Source organism: Acinetobacter sp. ANC_7511 (genome assembly GCF_056779975.1).
Genome location: NZ_JBWYIY010000004.1, coordinates 147,626 through 167,950 on the forward strand (window position 1 = coordinate 147,626; position 20,325 = coordinate 167,950).

Genomic DNA, 20,325 nt, shown 5'->3' on the forward strand with positions numbered 1-20,325 from the left:
TCTAAAAATATAAATACTGTAAATTATTGATTTTTATTGGATAAATATTTGTAGTATTGTCTCTTGTGATCATACATGGATTGGTCTGCACGCTTTAACATATCTTCAATTGTTTCATTCTCAAGGCTTGTAGCAAATCCCATTGATGCACTGATGATATGGTTAGAATAATATTGATTATCGATATTCAATAATTCTTGAATGGTCAAAATCGTCGACTGAACGGTAGCTTCATTTGCACCTTGCATCAGGATAACAAATTCATCACCTCCAATTCGAGAGGCTGTATAACTGGTATTGTGAATCGTTCTACTTAAGATATTACCCATTCTGCGTAAAATCTCATCACCTACATCATGACCAAATTGATCATTAATCGGTTTAAGGCCATTCATATCTAGAAAAATTGCAGAAACTGGGCGAATAAGTGCGCGTTCCAATCGATGGATTTCTTCAGTGTAGAACGAGCGATTTTTGAGTTTTGTTAAAACGTCGTGTTTACCTAAATATTCTAAATAGCTCTCAGCTTTTTTTCGCGCTGTAATGTCCGTTAGGGCAAGTTGTACAAGTCCCCAATCTTCTTCATAACCTGGAAACACAGTGAATTGAAGTAAAACATAGCGAATTGAACCATCCAAAGCATAATTGATCGCTTCACGACTATGATGAATTTTCCCATTCCATAGTTCGATCAATTGTTCCTTAAAAGTTTGATGCATTTCTTTCGAGAAAACTTTTTTTAGATTTTGAAATAAATCTGATTTCGTCGATGCCTTGAACAAATCCAATGTTGCTTGGTTGACGTCTAGTAATACAATGTCTTCAATGCATTGTTGTACGAAATCCTGATGGACATCTAAAAAAATTCTGAAATCATCAATACCAATTGATTTAAGATGATCGAGTCTTAATTTAATGCGACTAAAGTCTTCAACCCATAATGATGTGGGTGAATAACTAAATCTTGCTTCAGCTAATCGACGATTTTTTTCTTCTAAACGCCGAGCTTGCATATAACCACTAATATCTTCTGTAGTAAGCAAAATACGGTCTAAACTTTGTTCTGAACCAGGTAAAACGACAGCTCGCAGTTTTATGTCTAAGGGTTGACCACTCAAGGTGAAATTAGTGGTTGTACTTGTAAACTCTAATTCACCCTTCCAAAGTGCAACTAATTCCGCTACATGTGCATCAAACATTTGATGTTGGAAAATGGTGCTTAAATTTTGGGTGAGATGTTTAAGGCTTTGTGCTTCAAAAAGATCGAGTGTTTTTTGATTTACTTTAACAATCTTAATTTGATGTGCGCATAAAGTCACAAGATCTGGATTTTGCTGCAGATGTAAAGCTAAATCAGTAACCCCATCACTACGCCATTGGTTAAAGATGGTTTGAATGGCACTAAAATCTTCCAACCACATTGGGATAGGAGATAAATCAAAAATTGATGAATCAAGTATCTCCATAATTATCCTTGAACTTTTCTTTTAAAACAATAAATTGTGGATAATATAGCACTAAATTATTTTGATATAAAATTCAAATTTTTTATTATTTACGTGATTTAAGACACTTTTTTAAGCTAAGCTAACGTTGAGCTAAATCCTAAGCTCAATTCGTTAGATTTTTATTTTGATAAAAATGATGCTTGTTAATATACATGCATTTATCTGCACGGCGTAACATATCTTCTAAGGTTTCGCCTTTAAGTCTTGTGGCATGTCCGAGTGAAACGCTGATAGAAAGATGAGGGTGATCTAGATTATGTTGATGTATTTGAGTTTCAAGATCATGAACAAGGATTTTAACTTGCTCAACATCGGCATGAGGCATCAATAATACAAATTCATCGCCACCTATTCTAGAAATTGAAAAATCTTTTTTGTGAGTGACAAATTGAAGAATTTCGGCAAAGTTTTTTAGATACTGATCACCCACATCATGTCCGAACTGATCATTGATGATTTTTAAACCGTTCATGTCAATGTAAATACAAGACACTGGATAGAGATCAAGTTGCTCAATCCGTTCAATTTCTTCATTAAAATAAGTTCTGTTATGTAAATCCGTTAAAATGTCATGTTGACCCAAATAATGTAAGTGATTTTCTAATTTTTTTCGCTCAGTGATATCTGTAAGGGCGACTTGTATCACCGCCCAATCATCTAAATTATGTGGAAAAATATTTAATTGTTCTAAAACGAAGATTTGTTCTCCATTCGCGTTGTAGAAACTACTTTCTCGCTGTTGATATTCTTCATGATTCCACAATTGTAGTAACTGACTTTTAAAATTTTCCAAACGTTTAATATCAAATAAATCATGAGAATGATGTAAAAATTGAGATTTATCTTTCACAGCAAAAAGTTTGAGCGCCGCTTCATTAACATCAATGAATTGTATTTGCTCGAAGCATTCCACAACAAATTCTGGATGTTGATGAATGTGTTGATCTAAATTTTCAATGTTTTGCATACGGAGCAGCTCAAATCTTTTTTTTATTTGGCTAAAATCCATGATCCATAGTGCTGTTGGATTATAAGTAAATAAGGATTCGGCAAAATGACGTGCTTTTTGATATTGGGAAATATCTTCGGTGGTCATGAGTAGGCATTTCCAATTATCCTCATAACCTTTTAATTTCATACCGCGTAATTGAACATCTAAACGCTTTCCATTGGTCGTATAATTGATCACTGGAATATGATGTTCAGTATTCTTCCAAAGTGATACGAAAAATTGGATTTGGAAAGTGCTGACTTCAGGATGAAGGAACTTCTGAAAACTTTCTAAAATTTCTTCTAAGTTTTTTGCTTCATACAGTTTAAGCGTACTTTGGTTAACACGTAAGGTATGAATCGTACTCAAGCAAAGGTGGAGACGACTGTGATCCTCCATCAAATATGCTTCAATATCTTCAATACCTTCAGCAGTCCATTGTTCAAAAATTTGTTTAACACCGCTGAAGTCTTGTAGCCACATCGCAATTGGAGATAAATCAAAGATGGTCAGATCTAAATGATCCATAGATGCGAGCCTTGGTGTTTAAAATTCATTCATTTATACAATATAAGTGAATGAATCTTATAAAATCAACATCTTATTAAACTGATTTTTTTGCTCGATGCTCAGGTTTTGGCGCAGAAATTGACTTAAGCCCTTGCCAAACATCAACAAAATCTTGTTCATTCATTTGGTAGAGTTCAAGTAAGGCCAATACCACACCACCCATCATAAATGCACGATCGGACTTAGGTTCATATTGGAAGGTTTGATCTTTTAGGTGGTAGAGAATATCTTCGATTTCAAAGATGCGTTCACGTCCATTACTGTCTACGGGGAACATCGGCGTTTCGATCAAAATATTCGCTAGTTTCTTTTCAGATTCATTTAAATTAAGTTGCTCAAATGCCGTTTCTAAAGAACCCGCGAACAGTAGTTCAGAAGAAAAAATGGCATGTAATAAAGGTTGGCTTAATTTAGGAAAGGTTCGTTCAACGAAAGGTTTAAATGAAATCGGGAAAATCACATTTTTTGATATACCTTTGAACATGGGTGCTATTTCAGCAACTTTGTAACCTGCTACACCACAACCAACGGCTGTAATAAAATACTTAATCTTGGGGTGGTTTTTTGTATAGATCTTAAAATCATTGATGTAGTGTTCAATCTGGGATAGAGGCATTTGTTGCAAATGCTCATTCATGGTAGGTATTGCATAGCTCTGTCCAGCCCAGCCGCGACCAGCACCTTTAATCGCACCGAAATGTTGAAGTGCAATTTTTGCAGCACCACCTGCATGCGTGCCTGCTAAATTACTACCAAATACAAATACTGTATCTTCATTTAAACTGTTGATAATCGTTTCATCGTGATATTGGTAAGTCATAGTTTTTTACATCAACATGCAATTTAAGTTCATGGTGCAATTGATTGCTGTAAGGGTCAAGTAAAATTGATTGAATTTATGGTTTTCACCCTCATCATCAGATGAGTAAATCATAAAGATTTGAGCAAGCAAGCCATGCATTACCAGTGTTATTGCATATTTTCATCATCTGTATAGCGAGAATTATCGAGTGAGTGACAGTCGTCCATTTGAATTAGTAACTAATTACGAGCCTGCAGGAGATCAACCTCAAGCGATTGAGAAACTTGTTAAAGGAGTACAACAAGGTTTTAAGGATCAATTGCTACTAGGGGTAACAGGCTCTGGTAAGACCTATACGATGGCGAATGTGATTATGCAATTACAACGTCCTACTATTGTAATGGCACATAACAAAACCCTCGCGGCTCAACTCTATGGAGAATTTAAAGCATTTTTTCCACATAATGCTGTTGAGTATTTTGTAAGTTATTACGATTACTATCAGCCAGAAGCATACGTACCGTCATCTGATACTTTTATTGAAAAGGATTCTGCTATTAATGATCACATCGATCAGATGCGGTTGTCTGCAACGCGTGCTTTGCTTGAGCGTAAGGATGCTATTATCGTTGCTTCGGTATCCGCCATTTATGGTTTAGGTGATCCTAATGCATATATGAATATGCTCCTACATATTGTGACAGGTGATCGAGTCAGCCGTGATGAGTTGATTCGTCGATTGGTAGAAATGCAATATACGCGTAATGAACTCGAATTTTTACGAGGTACTTATCGAATTCGTGGAGAAATTCTTGATATTTTCCCCGCAGAGTCAGAACAAAATGCAGTGCGGATTGAGCTATTTGATGATGAAGTGGATTCGATCCGCTGGTTTGATCCTTTGACTGGAAAAATGATTCGTAAAGTTCCACGAATCACGATTTATCCAAAAAGTCACTATGTGACGCCTAAAGATAACTTACAGCGTGCCATCGAAACGATTCGTGAAGAACTCAAAGAGCGCTTGGCATATTTCAGAGCTGAAGATAAATTGCTTGAAGCTCAACGTATTGAACAGCGTACTCGATATGACCTTGAGATGATGCAACAGCTTGGTTATACCAATGGTATTGAGAATTACTCGAGACATTTATCAGGTCGACCAGCTGGAGAGGCCCCGCCAACGCTTTTCGACTACCTGCCTGAGGATGCATTACTTATTATTGATGAATCGCATGTTACGGTTCCTCAAATTGGTGCGATGTATAAAGGCGATCGATCACGTAAAGAAAATCTAGTGAATTATGGTTTCCGCTTACCAAGTGCACTGGATAATCGACCAATGAAGTTTGAAGAGTGGGAACGTATTATTCCTACTACAATTTATGTCAGTGCGACGCCTGCCAATTATGAATTAGAAAAATCAGAACAAATTGCCGAGCAGGTGGTGCGTCCAACAGGATTGATTGATCCCGTCATTGAAATTCGTCCAGTATTAACTCAGGTGGACGATGTCCTTTCGGAGATTAATCAACGTAAAGACAAAAATGAACGTGTCTTGGTCACAACGTTAACCAAACGCATGGCTGAAGATTTGACGTCATATTTAAAAGAGTACGGGATCAAAGTGGCTTATTTACACTCTGATATCGATACTGTTGAACGTGTGAAGATCATTCATGAATTACGAACAGGTGTCTACGATGCATTGATTGGAATTAACTTACTCCGTGAAGGTTTAGACATGCCTGAGGTATCTTTAGTTGCAATTTTAGATGCCGACAAAGAAGGCTTTTTACGCTCAGAACGTTCACTTATCCAAACCATTGGTCGTGCTGCTCGAAATGTTGAAGGAAAGGCTATTTTATATGCAGATCGGATTACGGATTCAATGCAAAAAGCAATTGATGAAACGGAGCGTCGCCGTACCAAACAAATTAATTTTAACTTAGAACATGGCATCACTCCTCGTTCAGCAGTCCGCCAAGTCATCAAAGAAATTGATACTGGTGAAGAGTATGATGATGAGTCAATTGATGAGAGTGTATCGGGACAAGCACGTGCATTAAGTGCGGATGAGCGCCATATAGTTTCCGATCCAAAACTATTGGCAAAACATTTGGCTAAATTAGAGAAGGAAATGCTCAAAGCTTCGAAAGAGCTTCAGTTTGAGCAAGCAGCGCGTTTCCGTGATGAGATCGTGCGTTTAAAAGCACAGTTAATTCAGTGATTTAATTTACAGAAAACACTGTAAAATCATCACATAACGTAACATTAAGCCGAAAAATAACCGTTATTGTTGAAGAGTAAATGAATACTCACAAACAAATTCAATAAATAGGGGTTATTTAGATGATCAAGAATCTCCCATCTGCTGGTTTCAATGTTAGCAAGATTGTATTGGGTGGTGCATTATTGGTTGGTTTAGGGGCAGCAACGATGGTTTATGCTCAGGACAAGCCACTCAATACTGTTGAAAAAGTTGAACTCGATAAATACTTAGGTGTTTGGTATGAAGTAGCACGTAAGCCACTTTATTTCCAAAACAAGTGTGATCGTGATGTGACTGCGACATATACATTAAATGAAAATGGTAATGTCAATGTTGATAACCGTTGTTTTACTGCTGACGGTAAAGTTACTCAGTCAGTGGGTGAGGCATTTGTACAAAATCAGCCATTTAATACAAAATTGAAAGTTAGTTTCTTGCCGAGTGCTATTCGATGGTTACCAGTTGGTCGTGGAGATTATTGGGTGCTGAAACTGGATGAGGATTATCAAACTGTACTTGTGGGTGAGCCTAAACGTAAGTATATGTGGGTGCTTTCTCGCACGCATAATCCTGATCAAGCAGTTGTGAATGAGTATCTTGATTATGCTAAATCCGTTGGTTATGACTTAAGCGATGTGATACGTACAAAGCAAACGGGTCAAGCACCTGGTTCAACAAAATAATGTTGAAAATGATGAGAACCACGCTAAGGCGTGGTTTTTTTATGCATCAACATCTATTGCTACGAATTCTAGCTATAATATCGTTTGGTAAAATTTAGGTTCAGATATGTTAAAAGGTATAGCATTGTCAGTTATGGCATCAGTGACATTTGGGGTGCTATATTTTTATACGTATTTTCTTAGACCACTAGACAGCGAGCAAACCTTTGCTTGGCGAATGTTAGCCACGTTACCTTTCTTAACGCTGTTTATGTGGTGGTCGGGTGATCTAAAATATGTTCGAGAAATTTATAATAAAATTTGCAAACAACCATCTATTTTAATTTGGCTCTTGATCAGTTCATTTTTGTGTACAACTCAACTCTGGTTATTTTTGTGGGGACCAATCAATGGTCGGGGGCTTGAGGTTTCTTTAGGATATTTTTTGTTGCCTCTGGTGATGGTTCTCTTTGGTTGCGTTCTTTACAAAGAAAAGCTCTCAAAGTGGCAAATTGCAGCAGTGTTTTTTGCAATTCTTGGTGTCAGCCATGAAATCTGGCGCATCGGTACTGTGGCATGGGAGACCATGTATGTTGCTGTGGCTTATCCGATCTACTTTTTTTTAAGAAGAAAATTTGCAACAGATCATTTAGGTGGATTCTGGTGGGATTTATTGCTGGTGATTCCAGTTGCTATTTTTCTAGCATTTTTTTATTCAAACACATTGCCCCTGATTATTGAGTTTAAATATCTCATTTTAGCTGTACTAGGTCTAGGTTGCTTAAGTGCCTTAGGGCTTGGAAGTTACATCTTGGCGAGCAGATATCTTCCATTTGTGATTTTTGGGTTATTGAGTTATTTAGAGCCAATTTTGTTGGCAGGAGCATCAATAGCAATGGGTGAACGCGTGGAAGCAGGAGAATGGTTGACTTATATTCCAATTTGGTTTGCTGTATTGCTCCTTATTTTGGAAGGTACAATTTATCTCTATCGTCAAAGAAGAACTGAAAAGTTACTTCAATATCAACATAAGAAACTACAATCGCGTCTAGCCAAAAAAGATGAGCACTAAGTTTCATATCATTACATAAGCATGAGTTGTACATAAGAGTTTTTGACTGAATGATAAGAATAATTACTTATTCTTTAAAAATATTTGTGACATAATTAACTAAAACATAAAAATGTGGTAAATTTGTTAAATCAATAATAATTCTAATTTAACAATCATGATTCAGTACCAAACAAGAGCAGCATTATTACAGATGGAGCCTAGTCTGGATTTAAACTGGCAAAGACTCTTAGAGCGTATATTTCAACATTCAGATAGTGACGTTCGCGAAGAAATTGATCGTCAAATTCTCAAACCTAAAGATATATTTTGGAATCGTGTGAATAACACATTCGAATATAAAGTCACGACGTCGCTGGGAATTTTAAAGCATAGTTTTTCTAGTGAAAGAATGCGCTCCATTGCAGCAAAGTTATGTCAATCTATCCAATGGTTGAAGGAGATGACGGATTGCGTACAAGTGGCAGACTATTTAGAAAATGCGCTGTATCAAATTGACCTAATTGCTGTTGAGGACAATTTAAAATTACAACGCGAAAAAATGTTAATGCGTCGGGTTTTTTTGCAAGATGTTGCTAAGTTAATTCGTGAATTAAATCTTGAAACACCAGTTGGAGCTCGTCAGTTAACTTCAGCTCAGATTAAGAGCTTTATGATAGAGGTATTTATTAAGCAACAATTATTGGGGTATTGGTTTAAACCCCTTCTACCTAGAAACTCATCGATCATGGAGCATCCTTTTTTTGCACAATGGTTGCTGAAAGAACAGTCCATTCGACACTTTGATATTGTTAAAACCTCTGAATTTCTATTCGTCATCGCACCAACCAGTCAGTTTGAACAAAATCCATTTTCGATCCGTCGTTTTTTATTTGAAGATCGAATGGAATACAACCAGCAAATTTATCTCAATGGGTTGGTTTTGGATATGCGCCGTTACAATGAAGAGGGGTATATCAAACAGTTTATGGAACACGTGCAGATGATGGTTACTATTCAGCATCAAGTCCATAAAGATGTCATTCAAATTGTGCAAGAATTTGAAGATGTTGCTGAACAGAAGATATTACCGCTTTTGACACAAAATTTAGGGATGGCTGGAAGTAATAGTGATTTTGTAGCCAAACAGCATTTACGGAAGATTGAGCAAGCATTGACTGTCGAATTGCTACAACCTCTCGTGGTGGCTTTAGAACAGCATTTATCACATATTGAAGAATATGAGCATCTGTTTAAAAGTGTGCATCGCATATTTTCAGATATTCTGGCGAATTATAAAGATTTTAAACAACAGCCTTCATTATTTTTTAATTCCTCAGTCCAATTGTTTGAATACAAGTTGTTAGCCTATTTAAAACTACTTGAAAAGCGTAAAGATGAAATATTTGTACCATTGAATATGTATGAGCGTGGAGTCATGCATGAGCGCTCCAAGAAACCGTTAAATGCATTACAAGAAGATTTAAGCCAACATATTCAAGATTACCGAGAAATGCTGTCTCATACGATGCGTTTGAAACGAGATTATGCTGAAGTTCAAGGCTCATTTTTAAAAAGAATGGTGGCTGGAGAAAAGCTAGAAAAAGAACTTCAACAAACTTCATTGGCCATGGTGAAAATCAAGAAGCAGGCTTATCTAGATATTTTAAGTGTGCCTAAAAACTATCGAAAATATAGTGTATTTATTGAATTTGAAAGTTTTTCAGCTACAAGTGAGTTTGAACGACATTATGCATTCCCTTCGGGGCAAAATGGTTTAACTAAGCTTCCAGTATTGGTCAAACTCCCAGAAAACTTAGAAGATTTTAATTTAGAAGATTTAAATATGATGTTGAGTCAGGATATTTCGGCTTCACCAGTATTTAGTTGAACAGGCTGTAACTCAGTGACGAAATTGGATTTGTAGGCTTAATGATCAGTATTTGATATCTAAATGAAATCATTTACCCAAAAAATTATATTGTAATTCAATTGCTAAAATATATTTTTTACAAAGAGAAAATTGCTTTAGTAAAAAATAAAACGAGTTTTCATTTCAACTCTGAGTTAATTCCTTTACAATTATGGGGTTTTGAAATTTATGCTTAGATTTACAATTAATTAGAGGACGTATCTGTGAGCAAAGACACTATCGTTGCCCTACATGCAGAGCACCAAGGTCGCTGGAAAAACCGTGAAGAACTCGCGGAACGTATGATTGCCCTTGTTGGTCAGTTATACCGTGAAAAAAACATCGTAGCTACAGTATACGGTCGCTCTTTAATTAACCGCTCGGTTATCCAAATTCTTAAAGCTCATCGTCGTACACGTGTTTTAGACGTTGAACTTTCTGCTGTAGATACTTTCCCAATCCTTGAAGCATTGGTTAAAGTACAAAATATCGGCACAGCTGAAATCGATTTAGGCAAACTTGCTGTAGAATTTAAAGCAAAAGGTGGCGATGTAGATGCATTCGTTGCTGACGCTGTTAAATCACTACAAGGCAATGCCGCATCTGTTGAGCATAAAGATGTTGTGCTTTATGGTTTTGGTCGTATTGGTCGTATCCTTGCACGTCTTATGATTGGTCAGTCTGGTCTTGGTCGTGGTCTAAACCTTAAAGCGATTGTTGTTCGTAAATCATCTGATGGTGATTTAGAGAAACGTGCTTCTTTACTTCGTCGTGACTCTATTCATGGTCCATTTGCAGGTACGATTTCTGTAGATGAAGAAAACGAAGCAATTATTGCGAATGGTCAATTCATCAAAGTGATCTATGCATCTAACCCATCAGAAGTGGATTACACTGCATATGGTATTGAAAATGCATTGGTGATTGATAACACTGGTAAATGGCGTGACGCTGAAGGTCTTGCTCAGCACCTTAAATGCCCAGGCGCTGCACGTGTAATTTTAACTGCACCTGGTAAAGGTGATATGAAGAACGTTGTGTTTGGTGTTAACCAAGCTGACATTCTTGATGAAGATACAATCATCTCTGCTGCAAGTTGTACTACAAACGCGATCACACCGACGTTGAAAGTACTTCATGACAAATATACAGTGATTAATGGTCACGTTGAAACAGTTCACTCATTCACGAACGACCAAAACTTGATCGACAACTACCATAAAGCTGACCGTCGTGGCCGTGCTGCAACGTTGAATATGGTGATCACTGAAACGGGTGCTGCTAAAGCAGTTGCTAAAGCACTTCCAGCACTTAAAGGCAAATTAACTGGTAACTCTGTACGTGTTCCAACACCTAACGTGTCTTTAGCAATCCTTAACCTGACTTTAGATAAAGAAGTTGATCGTGATGAAGTGAACGAATATATTCGTCAAATTTCTATCAACTCCAATCTTCAAGGTCAAATTGGTTATACAAATTCTACTGAAGTTGTATCATCTGACTTTATCGGTTCACGCACTGCAGGTGTTTTTGATGCGCAAGCAACAATTACGTCTGGTAACCGTTTAACAGCATATGTATGGTACGACAATGAAGTAGGTTATAGCTGCCAAGTTCTGCGTATCGCTGAACAAATGGGCGGCGTAAGCTATCCAAAAGTACCTGCTGAAACAAATGCATAATTTGTAAAGCATAAAAAGAGCCTCTTTCGAGGCTCTTTTTTATTTGCCTAAATTTACGTAATTAAGACTTTAGAGCAATATGGTTTCTTCAAAATAAGTGGTTTAATATTGAAAAATTGTGTATTTGTTCACATAAAATATGGATTGTGAGCAGGTGATTAAAAAAAATAAGTGTTAAAGGATTATATTTTTGCGCATCAAATATCTTGTCATTGGCTTCGTGCTGATTGCTTTGGCTGCTGCGAGTGGTATAGCAATTGCCTTATGGGTTTTTCAACATTTTAAAATTTACATTCCACTAGAAGATCAAGCCGTGAATATTGATCTTCAGGAGCCATTGCAAGCGAAAGTTCAAATCCACGATGCTTTGGATGTGAATGTGACAGGTCGCGTAAAAACGACCATTCCAATACGTGAAAATCTTTCTATTCCTGTACAACAAACACTGAATCCTATGGTTTATTTCGACAATCAAGTACCAATTAAAACGGTTATTCCAGTCCGTGAAAATTTGATTGTGGATCAAAATTTAGCAGTGGATACTAAAGTTAAGGTTCGCATTTTAGGCAAAGATATTACACTGCCATTGAAAGGGACGATTCCGATTAAACTTGATGTACCTGTTGAAATGGATGTTCCCTTAGATCAAATGGTTCACTTGAAATTTCAAGCACCTGTTCAAGCGGATTTAAAAGAGAATCTACGCATCCCATTAAATAAGGATTTAGATGTGGATATACCAGTAGAAGGTCATTTGAATGCACCAATTAAAACTGCGTTAGAGGCTTCAGTCAACGTACAAAATACTTTGCCAATTAAAATACAAAAAGGTGAGTTGGTTATCCCACTCAATACCTTAACATTACAAAAAAATCAAAAAGTGGAAGCAGCATCACCCATTAAAGTTCAGAAGGATGATCAATCTGCTGAATCGGTGAAAGCCCAGTGAGCTCGAGAAGCATGAGTGCTAAAAAAATCGTGGGATATGGTTCGCTCTTATTTATTATCGTGGCAAGCATTGTTGCCGTAGGTTTTTGGCTATATCTCAATATTCAAGCATCTGTTCAAGTCAGTGCGAAGAATGCAAGTGTACAGTTGTCAGAATCATTGCCGACCAAAATTGATGTTGGGAATTATCTTGAGGTACAAGCGATTGGCGCGCTAAATACACAAATTAAAGTACAGGAAAATATTGATTTAGATTTGCAGGGTAAATACAAAACCAATCTCAAGTTTAAAGTCGAAGTCCCTGTTTCTGTGAGTGTGGATTATCAAACGAAAGTAAAAATCGATCAAACGATTCCAATTAGTGCAACAACAGATTTGGTGTATAAAACACGATTTTTACCTAAATTTCCGTTAAATTTAGATTTGCCTATTCAGCTTGAAGTTCCATTTCATTTAAAGCGGACTTATCAGGTTCCAATTACGATTGATTTTGATGGTCCTGTCTATTTAGATTTGCATGAGCAGCTTGATGTGGATATTGATCATGTTTTCAAACCGGTATTGCATTTAAATGATCCAATTTTGATGAAGGATATATCTAGTTTTAGAGCAACAATGTATAACTTGGAGCGACAAACAAAGGCGAATTTAGATATGAACTTGGATTTACCCCTTCGCAATATTAAAAAGTAAAAACTCCCCTTTAAGGGGAGTCTATCCTCTAAGCATTCAGGGCTTGCTGAATGCTTTCACGAATCGATGTGGTTTTTCGACCAATTAAATGTTCAAGATCTTTGTGTTCACTGTACATCGCACCATGGGAAGTGTGAAGATCTGCATCTACAATGACGTCAATGAGACCTACTGGTAAACCAGCTTGAATTAATCCTTGACGATAATCTTCTGGAGATAAGTTTTGATATTTCACAGGCTGTTGTGAAAACTCAGAAAGTAGGGTCGCAAAATCTTTTAAGCTAAAGCTTTCGCTACCAGCAAGCTCGTAAACTTTATTGAAATGTTGAGTGGATTCATCATTTAATATTTGAGCTGCAGCAGTGGCATAATCCAAACGAGAAGCTGAACTAATTAAACCATCTTGAGCCGCTCCGTACACAATGCCTGTCTCGATTTGATGGGTGAGCGCAGATAAATAGTTTTCGCTATACCAATTATTTCTTAAAAAGGTGTAGGTAATAGAACTTTCACGTATTAATTTTTCCGTTTCTCGATGTTCATTGGCTAAGCCAAGCGGAGAATGATCTGCGTTCAGTAAGCTGGTATAGATTAAGTGAGGAACTCTAGCTTGAATCGCAGCATCAATAACAGCCTTATGTTGTGGAGTGCGACGACCAATTTCATTGGCAGAAATGAGCAGGAGTTTATCAACATCCTGAAGGGAATTTGCGAGATCATCTGGCAGATCATAATCAAATTTGCGTACTTGAATATCTTCAGAAAATAAAATTTTAGCTTTTTCTGGGTTGCGAACCAAAGCAATAATTTCATGCTTGCTATGAATTTTTTTAAGTTCTTGAACAACTAAACGACCTAATTCACCAGTTGCACCTGTAATCGCAATTTTCATTTTAATTTCCTCTTAATGTGGCTAAAAAATAAACTTGATGCAGGTATATTAATCTGTTAACTTACTTAATGAAAGTACGTACCTAAAAGTAAGTTATTAACTGTTAAGAGAAAAATGATGAGTACATATGCGCATAGTGATTTATTAGGTCAAGTTTTATCCAGTGAATGTCCTTCTCGTGAAATTTTAGAGCATCTCACCAGTAAATGGTCAGTTCTCGTCCTAAATTGCTTGAGTGATGGTGTGCATCGTTTTAGTGAGCTAAAACAAAGAATTGAGGGGGTGAGCGAAAAAATGTTGGCTCAGACACTAAAAACCTTAGAAAAAGATGGTTTTATTTTGCGCACTGTTTATCCAGTAGTTCCTCCAAAGGTGGAGTATCAACTCACTGTATTGGGTTCAAATGCAGCGATGAAATTAAATGAGTTGATCCATTGGGTTGAGCGAAATTTACCCGAGATTTTGGAAAGTAAGGCACTTATTACGCGATAGTTATACTTCATCATTTCGTTATCGCTCAGTTTAAAGTGTGTACTGAGCGAGATGTTTATATGGTTTTCATGATCTTAAAATCATAACGATCAATACATAAAATTAAAATTGAGAAAAACAGTCCCAAAGCAACGCAACCAATCCATGCATAATGTTCCCAAGCATAGACAGCACCTAAAGAACCTAATGCAGCGCCTGAAAAGTAAATGGTCATATATACAGCATTAATTCGTGAGCGTGCTTGACCATCAATACGATAGACTAGATTTTGATTCAAAACATGAAATGCAGTGAGACCAAAATAGCTCATCAATACGCCAAGTGCATAAATGAAGATGTTCTGTTGCGCGAAATATAATGGAATACAAGAGAACAGCATCAAGGTGATACATAATTGAGCGACAAATTCTTCTTTCCCTTTGCCAACTGTTTTACCAGACCAACTCGAGGAATAAATTCCGATAATACCTAACAGACCAAATAGACCAATTTGAAAATCAGTAAATTGATATGGGGCACTCCCTAAAACAAAAGTCATCGATGTAAACACCATTGAGAGAATGCCAAATCCTAGGGCACCCGCGCAGGCACGGCGTATGAGATGCGGATTATGCTTTGCGATGCTCCAAAGTGATTTGTAAATATCGGTGACTTGTAAATGCGAAGCAGGTTGAGTGTTGGGGAGTTTTTTCCACATTAAACATGCAAAACATAAAGTCAAAATACCACTACTAAAATAAACGCCTTCCCAAGACCAATAAGTTGAAACAAAGCCGGCAAATGTCCTAGATAAAATAATCCCCATGACCAGTCCGCTCATGAGTTTACCTACAACTGCTGAGCTTAATTCAGGTGGGCTAATGGAAGAAGCAAAAGGAATTAATACTTGTGCTGATATGGCTCCAAATGTTGCACAGAGTGTAAAGATATATAAAGTGCTGATATCTGAGCTGAAAGACAAAAGGATCTGCGAAATTGCCGCAAATATCATTAAACTCACAATGAGTTTTCGTTTATTAAAAAAATCTCCAAGGGGTACCAAAAGCATGAGTCCGAGCATATAACCCAGTTGAGCGATAACCACGGTAAATCCAGCTTGGCTGGTCGAAATTTCTAAACTTCTTTCGATTGAATAAATCAGTGGTTGATTGAAATAAGCTGAACCTGCACAGACACCACAGGCCAAAGCCATAACAAGCACGAATTGTGAGGATAAAGGGGTAGCAGAGCGATCCATGTCAAAATCTTAGAGTGCAATTTAATGCACTATAGGCATTATTTTATGGTTTCAGAAATAAATAAAACCAATGATGTCATTTGATAAAACAATGAGTAATGAATAAATCAAATTTAATGCAGTGATACACCAAAATATTAAAGACTCAATTTATGAAAAAAGTCGCTAACTTATTCTCAACCTGCATAAATATAGTCGAGAAATACTTTAAAATATGGCAGAATAGGCGGTTTTAAAGTTTTTAGAGGATTGGCATTATGCGCTTTGTTGATGAAGCAGTCATTACCGTAGAGGCTGGCGACGGTGGCAATGGCGTAGCCAGTTTTCGCCGTGAAAAATTCGTACCATTTGGTGGTCCAGATGGTGGTGATGGTGGTCGTGGTGGCAGCGTATATATTCAAGCTGATGACAACACCAGTACGCTTGTAGATTATCGTTATACCCGTAGATTTCGTGCTGAACGTGGTAAAAATGGTGCTGGCGCAAACTGTGCAGGTCGCGGTGGTGAATCCGTAACACTATATGTTCCAGTAGGAACAACAATTGTAGATACTGAGTCTGGCGACATCATTGGTGATTTAATTGAAAATGGTCAACGTGTTCTTGTTGCTCAAGGTGGTGACGGTGGTTTAGGTAACACTCACTTTAAGTCATCAACGAACCGTGCTCCACGTAAATGTACACATGGTAACAAAGGTGAGTTCCGCGAAATTCGCCTAGAGCTGAAAGTTTTGGCAGATGTTGGCTTATTAGGTATGCCAAATGCGGGCAAATCAACATTTATTCGTGCTGTCTCTGCAGCAAAACCAAAAGTAGCAGATTACCCATTTACAACTATGGTACCTAATCTTGGTGTTGTAGATGCAGATCGTCACCGTTCATTTGTAATGGCTGATATTCCAGGTTTGATCGAAGGTGCTGCAGAAGGTGCAGGTCTTGGTATTCGCTTCTTAAAACATTTGGCGCGTACTCGTATTCTTCTACATATCGTGGATGTACAGCCAATTGATGGATCAGATCCAGCTTATAATGCTAAGGCAATTTTAAATGAACTTTTAAAGTTCTCTCCAACATTGTCAAAACTCCCAGTGGTGTTGGTTTTAAATAAAGTAGATCAGTTGCCTGAAGACTCAAGAGATGAGTGGTGCAATCACATCCTTGAAGAGTTGAAATGGGAGGGTCCAGTATTTAAGACTTCAGGCTTGATGTCTGAGGGAACCAAAGAAGTCGTTTATTATTTAATGGATCAAATTGAACAACAGCGCGAACGCGAAGTTGAAGATCCAGAGTATGCAGCAGAAATGCAAGCATTCCGTGATCAGCTTGAAGCTGAAACACGTGAACAAACCATTGCCGCTAAAGAGGCTTATCGTGAAATGCGTCGTAAACAACGTCTTGCCAGTCAAGAGGATGACGATTTTGACGATGATGAAGATGATGGCGAAATGGAAGTGTACTACGTACGTTAATCTCTTTATATAAGAGACAGAGGACAAGATGATAGAAGTGGTAGATGGGCAACGTCAGCTCAAGGGTTGCAAAAGAATCGTTGTTAAAATCGGATCATCTTTACTCACAGCAAACGGAAAAGGTTTAGATATAGATGCAATCTCGCATTGGGCGGGGCAAATTGCAGATCTACACAATGCAGGGCATGAGATTATTCTCGTGTCTTCCGGTGCTGTGGCTGAAGGTATGGTTCGAATGAAACTTGAGAATCGACCCACGGATCTACCCAGTCTTCAAGCTTGTGCTGCCATTGGTCAAATGGGGCTCATACAAACTTGGTCAAGTGTATTGTTGAATCACAATATTCAATCTGCCCAAGTTTTATTGACTCATGATGACTTGGCTGACCGTCGCCGTTATTTGAATTCTTGTGATGCTTTACAACATCTAATCGATTGGAAAGTGATTCCAGTGATTAATGAAAATGACACTGTATCTACTGATGAGATTCGATTCGGAGACAATGATACTTTAGCTGCAATGGTTGCAGGCCAAGTTCATGCTGATTTATTGATTATTTTGACAGACCAAGAGGGGATGTTTGATTCAGATCCTCGCTCAAATCCTAATGCGAAGTTGTTTCATACAGTTCGCGCATTAGATGAAAGTTTGTTTGATATGGCAGGTGGTGGTGGTAAGTTTGGTCGAGGTGGAATGCTGACCAAAGTACGTGCTGCTCGTTTAGCTGCGAAATCAGGATGTCCTACACTGATTGCCAGTGGAGACAGTAATCATGTGTTAACTCGATTAATGTCGGGTGAGATGCTGGGTACGTTGTTTATCACTGATAATGATCGAATGACTGCTCACCAACAATGGTTAGCTGCACATTTGCAAACTGCAGGGCGATTGGTGATTGATGATGGTGCTGTGAAAGCAATCAAAGAAAATCATCGGAGTTTATTGCCTGTAGGTGTGAAAGCAGTTGAAGGGCATTTCGAGCGTGGTGATGTGGTGGAGTGTGTGGATCAGCAACGGCATCGCGTCGCAGTTGGTCGTGTTAACTTTAGTTCACGTAGCGCTGAAATTGTCAAAGGCTTACCCTCAGATAAGGTACACCAAGTTCTAGGTGAAGCACGTTCATTAGAAATGATTCATCGCAATCATATGGCGATCTATTAATTTCTTATTAAAAAAAGCTCGCTTAGGCGAGCTTTTTTTGTGGGTCAAGATCGGGTAATTGATGAGATGATCCGACCATATAAGGATAATCAGCCATATCTAACATCGCTTGATCCTCATAAGAATTTCCATAAGCATAAATTGATTGAAATTGGTCTACATCATATTGCTTGAGTATGCGCTGTCTTTTTTCTTCGCCACTACAATCAGGAGAAGAATAATGACCCGTATAAAACTGATTGAGCACTTCAGTTTCAGTACAAATCAAATCTACATTTAAAATCTGAGAAATGGGTTTTAAATAAATATCAATGGATGCAGAGACAATCGCAATGCGGTCACCACGGAGTTGATGCTTGATCAATTGTTCATAAATGGGTGAGTTTAAGTGTTGTTGTAATGAATGGGCGTATTCAAGTGCAATCGGATCTGCATCAGACCTAGAAAATCCAGTAAACATTGCCTTGAATAGCTTAGGGCGCATTGCGTGCGCGGGGTAAATATTTAAAAAATAGGCTTGAATCCAAGGCAGGGTTTTTAGTCCTTGCTTAACAATATGTCGTTTTGATAAGGCGTAAAAGATAAAGCTAGTAAAACTATCTTTATCACATAATGTTCCATCAAAATCAAATAATGCTAGGTTTTGATTCTTTTTGCTTTCTGCATACATGTTTGATATCGACCGTTAACTCGCGTAGCAAACCAGTTGGTATTGTAGTCGCGACTAAGCTTAGGACCTGAAATAACCACTTCAGGCATAATGGCATAAAATTTTTCTTTTCCAATTTTCTTTTCGTAAAGCTCAGTCACAGCTTTATAGGTTTGCGTATCTTCAAACTTTTTCTCTTTTTCTTTCTTTAAATCAGCTCGAATTTGACGAGGTGTAATAAATACATTATTTGCGGCAAATACATTGATAAGTTCTTGTTCAGATTGACTCTTTTCAGCTTTTGGATTGCCATTTTTATTGTACAGTAATAAGTCTCCATCAAGCGTTAACTCCGCTGCTGTTAATTCATTGAGCATGCTTTGGAAAGCGGCGTTACGACTTGAATACATGCCTGAATTGTAGTCTGCAAAGCGATATATGGGTTGATCATAATCTGCTGGATACATCATCAGGCGGTGAATACCATAATAGAGTCCGCCATATTGACTATAAAGGTCTGATCTTAGATCTGCGATACTTCCACCTTGGCGCTTATGATCTTTTGCATAGCTAATATGAACTTGCATAGAGCCTAAAGTGGTAATGGGATTTAGTTTTTCACCAATATCTTGACCAACGAGTTTAGCTGCACCAGTGAGTGCACTGACATGGTAGTGTTTTGCCATGTGAGCAAAAATCTCACGATACAATTCATCTAATTCTCGTTCGGTGGAGACTTTTCGCATTTGTTTTAGATAATTGTCTTCAGGTGTTGGTTGATTTTTTAAGACTTCTTGGAAATACCCAGCAACGGTGCCTCCGATACTATCTCCTAATTTATCTTTGAATTTTTCATCTAAACGATCTTCAATTTCTTTAACTGCTTTGGCACCTAGTCCGGGTACATGGGGATCTGCAACAAAATTAGATTCTTGATCGACTACAGCAATAATGGTACACACATTTTCTTTCGTTTGAGGTATACCAAGTTGCTCGGTTATTTTATAAATATCCTCGGCCCATGAACCACGATTATTAACGCGGCCAGGAATGAGTTTTGAGATTTGTTCTGCATCAATCGTTTTATCTTGTGTGTTCCACCATGATGAATCACCACAAGCACTCATGAATAAACTTAATGTAGCAACACTACAGGCTTTAAAAATTACATTAGAGCGAAAGCTATTTTTCATAAATGCAAAGTATCAGGGATAAAGATTCTAGCGAAGTATACTATTTCATTCACGATTTGTGAGAACTTATATGTATACAAGATGATGGCAGCATGCTTCAAATCAAAATCTAAGTTTTGAGCTTAAGTTCATCCATTAAC

17 protein-coding genes are annotated in these 20,325 nt (G+C 37.6%); 10 read left to right on the forward strand and 7 right to left on the reverse strand.

Annotated features, from left to right (window positions below):
- Window positions 1-23 precede the first annotated feature (23 nt).
- From AC1M9L_RS04215 to AC1M9L_RS04225, 3 genes are all read right to left on the reverse strand, one after another.
- The gene (locus AC1M9L_RS04215) at window positions 24-1,466 is read right to left on the reverse strand and encodes a sensor domain-containing diguanylate cyclase (protein WP_481591425.1); all 1,443 of its coding nucleotides are present in this window, start codon (window positions 1,464-1,466) and stop codon (window positions 24-26) included.
- Window positions 1,467-1,611: 145 nt separating this feature from the next.
- Window positions 1,612-3,027, reverse strand: coding sequence for a diguanylate cyclase (locus tag AC1M9L_RS04220; RefSeq protein WP_481591426.1), 1,416 nt, complete (start codon window positions 3,025-3,027; stop codon window positions 1,612-1,614).
- A 76-nt stretch (window positions 3,028-3,103) separates the two neighbouring features.
- Entirely contained in the window at window positions 3,104-3,889 is a 786-nt protein-coding gene (locus tag AC1M9L_RS04225) for an A1S_2505 family phage non-structural protein (protein WP_481591427.1), read from the reverse strand.
- 190 nt (window positions 3,890-4,079) lie between these two features.
- Between AC1M9L_RS04225 and uvrB the strand changes: the two genes are divergently transcribed.
- The 7 genes from uvrB (at window position 4,080) to AC1M9L_RS04260 (ending at window position 13,091) form a co-directional block, all read left to right on the forward strand.
- Entirely contained in the window at window positions 4,080-6,101 is a 2,022-nt protein-coding gene (gene uvrB / locus AC1M9L_RS04230; protein ID WP_481591428.1) for an excinuclease ABC subunit UvrB, read from the forward strand.
- Window positions 6,102-6,223: 122 nt separating this feature from the next.
- Window positions 6,224-6,826 (forward strand): lipocalin family protein, encoded by a 603-nt coding sequence (locus tag AC1M9L_RS04235; protein WP_481591429.1) that lies wholly within the window; start codon window positions 6,224-6,226, stop codon window positions 6,824-6,826.
- A 106-nt stretch (window positions 6,827-6,932) separates the two neighbouring features.
- Window positions 6,933-7,877 (forward strand): EamA family transporter RarD, encoded by a 945-nt coding sequence (rarD, locus tag AC1M9L_RS04240; protein WP_481591430.1) that lies wholly within the window; start codon window positions 6,933-6,935, stop codon window positions 7,875-7,877.
- A 157-nt stretch (window positions 7,878-8,034) separates the two neighbouring features.
- Complete coding sequence (locus AC1M9L_RS04245; RefSeq protein WP_481591431.1) at window positions 8,035-9,747, forward strand: hypothetical protein; 1,713 nt, start codon at window positions 8,035-8,037, stop codon at window positions 9,745-9,747.
- A 245-nt stretch (window positions 9,748-9,992) separates the two neighbouring features.
- Window positions 9,993-11,450, forward strand: coding sequence for a glyceraldehyde-3-phosphate dehydrogenase (locus AC1M9L_RS04250; protein ID WP_180028420.1), 1,458 nt, complete (start codon window positions 9,993-9,995; stop codon window positions 11,448-11,450).
- A gap of 190 nt (window positions 11,451-11,640) precedes the next feature.
- Window positions 11,641-12,399 (forward strand): MFS transporter, encoded by a 759-nt coding sequence (locus tag AC1M9L_RS04255; protein ID WP_481591432.1) that lies wholly within the window; start codon window positions 11,641-11,643, stop codon window positions 12,397-12,399.
- An 11-nt stretch (window positions 12,400-12,410) separates the two neighbouring features.
- Window positions 12,411-13,091, forward strand: a complete 681-nt coding sequence (locus AC1M9L_RS04260) for a hypothetical protein (protein ID WP_481589040.1) — start codon at window positions 12,411-12,413, stop codon at window positions 13,089-13,091.
- A 28-nt stretch (window positions 13,092-13,119) separates the two neighbouring features.
- Here AC1M9L_RS04260 and AC1M9L_RS04265 read toward each other — a convergent pair whose 3' ends face one another.
- Window positions 13,120-13,983, reverse strand: a complete 864-nt coding sequence (locus AC1M9L_RS04265) for an SDR family oxidoreductase (RefSeq protein WP_481589041.1) — start codon at window positions 13,981-13,983, stop codon at window positions 13,120-13,122.
- Between the two features lie 117 nt (window positions 13,984-14,100).
- Between AC1M9L_RS04265 and AC1M9L_RS04270 the strand changes: the two genes are divergently transcribed.
- The gene (locus AC1M9L_RS04270; protein ID WP_481591433.1) at window positions 14,101-14,475 is read left to right on the forward strand and encodes a winged helix-turn-helix transcriptional regulator; all 375 of its coding nucleotides are present in this window, start codon (window positions 14,101-14,103) and stop codon (window positions 14,473-14,475) included.
- A 55-nt stretch (window positions 14,476-14,530) separates the two neighbouring features.
- On the opposite strand, the gene AC1M9L_RS04275 is transcribed toward AC1M9L_RS04270, so the two are convergent.
- Window positions 14,531-15,712 carry an MFS transporter gene (locus AC1M9L_RS04275; RefSeq protein WP_481591434.1) on the reverse strand — a complete coding sequence of 394 codons (1,182 nt, stop codon included), beginning with the start codon at window positions 15,710-15,712 and terminating at the stop codon, window positions 14,531-14,533.
- 257 nt (window positions 15,713-15,969) lie between these two features.
- Here AC1M9L_RS04275 and cgtA point away from each other — a divergent pair, with 257 nt between their 5' ends.
- The gene (gene cgtA / locus AC1M9L_RS04280; protein WP_092767039.1) at window positions 15,970-17,181 is read left to right on the forward strand and encodes an Obg family GTPase CgtA; all 1,212 of its coding nucleotides are present in this window, start codon (window positions 15,970-15,972) and stop codon (window positions 17,179-17,181) included.
- A 28-nt stretch (window positions 17,182-17,209) separates the two neighbouring features.
- Window positions 17,210-18,343 (forward strand): glutamate 5-kinase, encoded by a 1,134-nt coding sequence (gene proB / locus AC1M9L_RS04285; RefSeq protein ID WP_481591435.1) that lies wholly within the window; start codon window positions 17,210-17,212, stop codon window positions 18,341-18,343.
- 22 nt (window positions 18,344-18,365) lie between these two features.
- Here proB and AC1M9L_RS04290 read toward each other — a convergent pair whose 3' ends face one another.
- Window positions 18,366-19,013 (reverse strand): HAD-IB family hydrolase, encoded by a 648-nt coding sequence (locus AC1M9L_RS04290; protein ID WP_481589042.1) that lies wholly within the window; start codon window positions 19,011-19,013, stop codon window positions 18,366-18,368.
- Window positions 18,980-20,185: a DUF1615 domain-containing protein gene (locus tag AC1M9L_RS04295; protein ID WP_035265483.1), complete on the reverse strand. Its 1,206-nt coding sequence runs from the start codon at window positions 20,183-20,185 to the stop codon at window positions 18,980-18,982. Before AC1M9L_RS04295 ends, AC1M9L_RS04290 begins: the two co-directional genes overlap by 34 nt.
- Window positions 20,186-20,325 lie beyond the last annotated feature (140 nt).

What these genes read in the sequence shown, in the direction of transcription:
- AC1M9L_RS04260 (WP_481589040.1), top strand. Translation starts at nt 12,411, where the DNA reads ATGAGTGCTAAAAAAATCGTGGGATATGGTTCGCTCTTATTTATTATC.
- AC1M9L_RS04245 (WP_481591431.1), top strand. Translation starts at nt 8,035, where the DNA reads ATGATTCAGTACCAAACAAGAGCAGCATTATTACAGATGGAGCCTAGT.
- AC1M9L_RS04225 (WP_481591427.1), bottom strand. Translation starts at nt 3,889, where the DNA reads ATGACTTACCAATATCACGATGAAACGATTATCAACAGTTTAAATGAA.
- AC1M9L_RS04290 (WP_481589042.1), bottom strand. Translation starts at nt 19,013, where the DNA reads ATGTATGCAGAAAGCAAAAAGAATCAAAACCTAGCATTATTTGATTTT.
- AC1M9L_RS04215 (WP_481591425.1), bottom strand. Translation starts at nt 1,466, where the DNA reads ATGGAGATACTTGATTCATCAATTTTTGATTTATCTCCTATCCCAATG.
- AC1M9L_RS04235 (WP_481591429.1), top strand. Translation starts at nt 6,224, where the DNA reads ATGATCAAGAATCTCCCATCTGCTGGTTTCAATGTTAGCAAGATTGTA.
- proB (WP_481591435.1), top strand. Translation starts at nt 17,210, where the DNA reads ATGATAGAAGTGGTAGATGGGCAACGTCAGCTCAAGGGTTGCAAAAGA.
- AC1M9L_RS04220 (WP_481591426.1), bottom strand. Translation starts at nt 3,027, where the DNA reads ATGGATCATTTAGATCTGACCATCTTTGATTTATCTCCAATTGCGATG.
- AC1M9L_RS04275 (WP_481591434.1), bottom strand. Translation starts at nt 15,712, where the DNA reads ATGGATCGCTCTGCTACCCCTTTATCCTCACAATTCGTGCTTGTTATG.
- rarD (WP_481591430.1), top strand. Translation starts at nt 6,933, where the DNA reads ATGTTAAAAGGTATAGCATTGTCAGTTATGGCATCAGTGACATTTGGG.
- AC1M9L_RS04295 (WP_035265483.1), bottom strand. Translation starts at nt 20,185, where the DNA reads ATGAAAAATAGCTTTCGCTCTAATGTAATTTTTAAAGCCTGTAGTGTT.
- AC1M9L_RS04265 (WP_481589041.1), bottom strand. Translation starts at nt 13,983, where the DNA reads ATGAAAATTGCGATTACAGGTGCAACTGGTGAATTAGGTCGTTTAGTT.
- AC1M9L_RS04270 (WP_481591433.1), top strand. Translation starts at nt 14,101, where the DNA reads ATGAGTACATATGCGCATAGTGATTTATTAGGTCAAGTTTTATCCAGT.
- cgtA (WP_092767039.1), top strand. Translation starts at nt 15,970, where the DNA reads ATGCGCTTTGTTGATGAAGCAGTCATTACCGTAGAGGCTGGCGACGGT.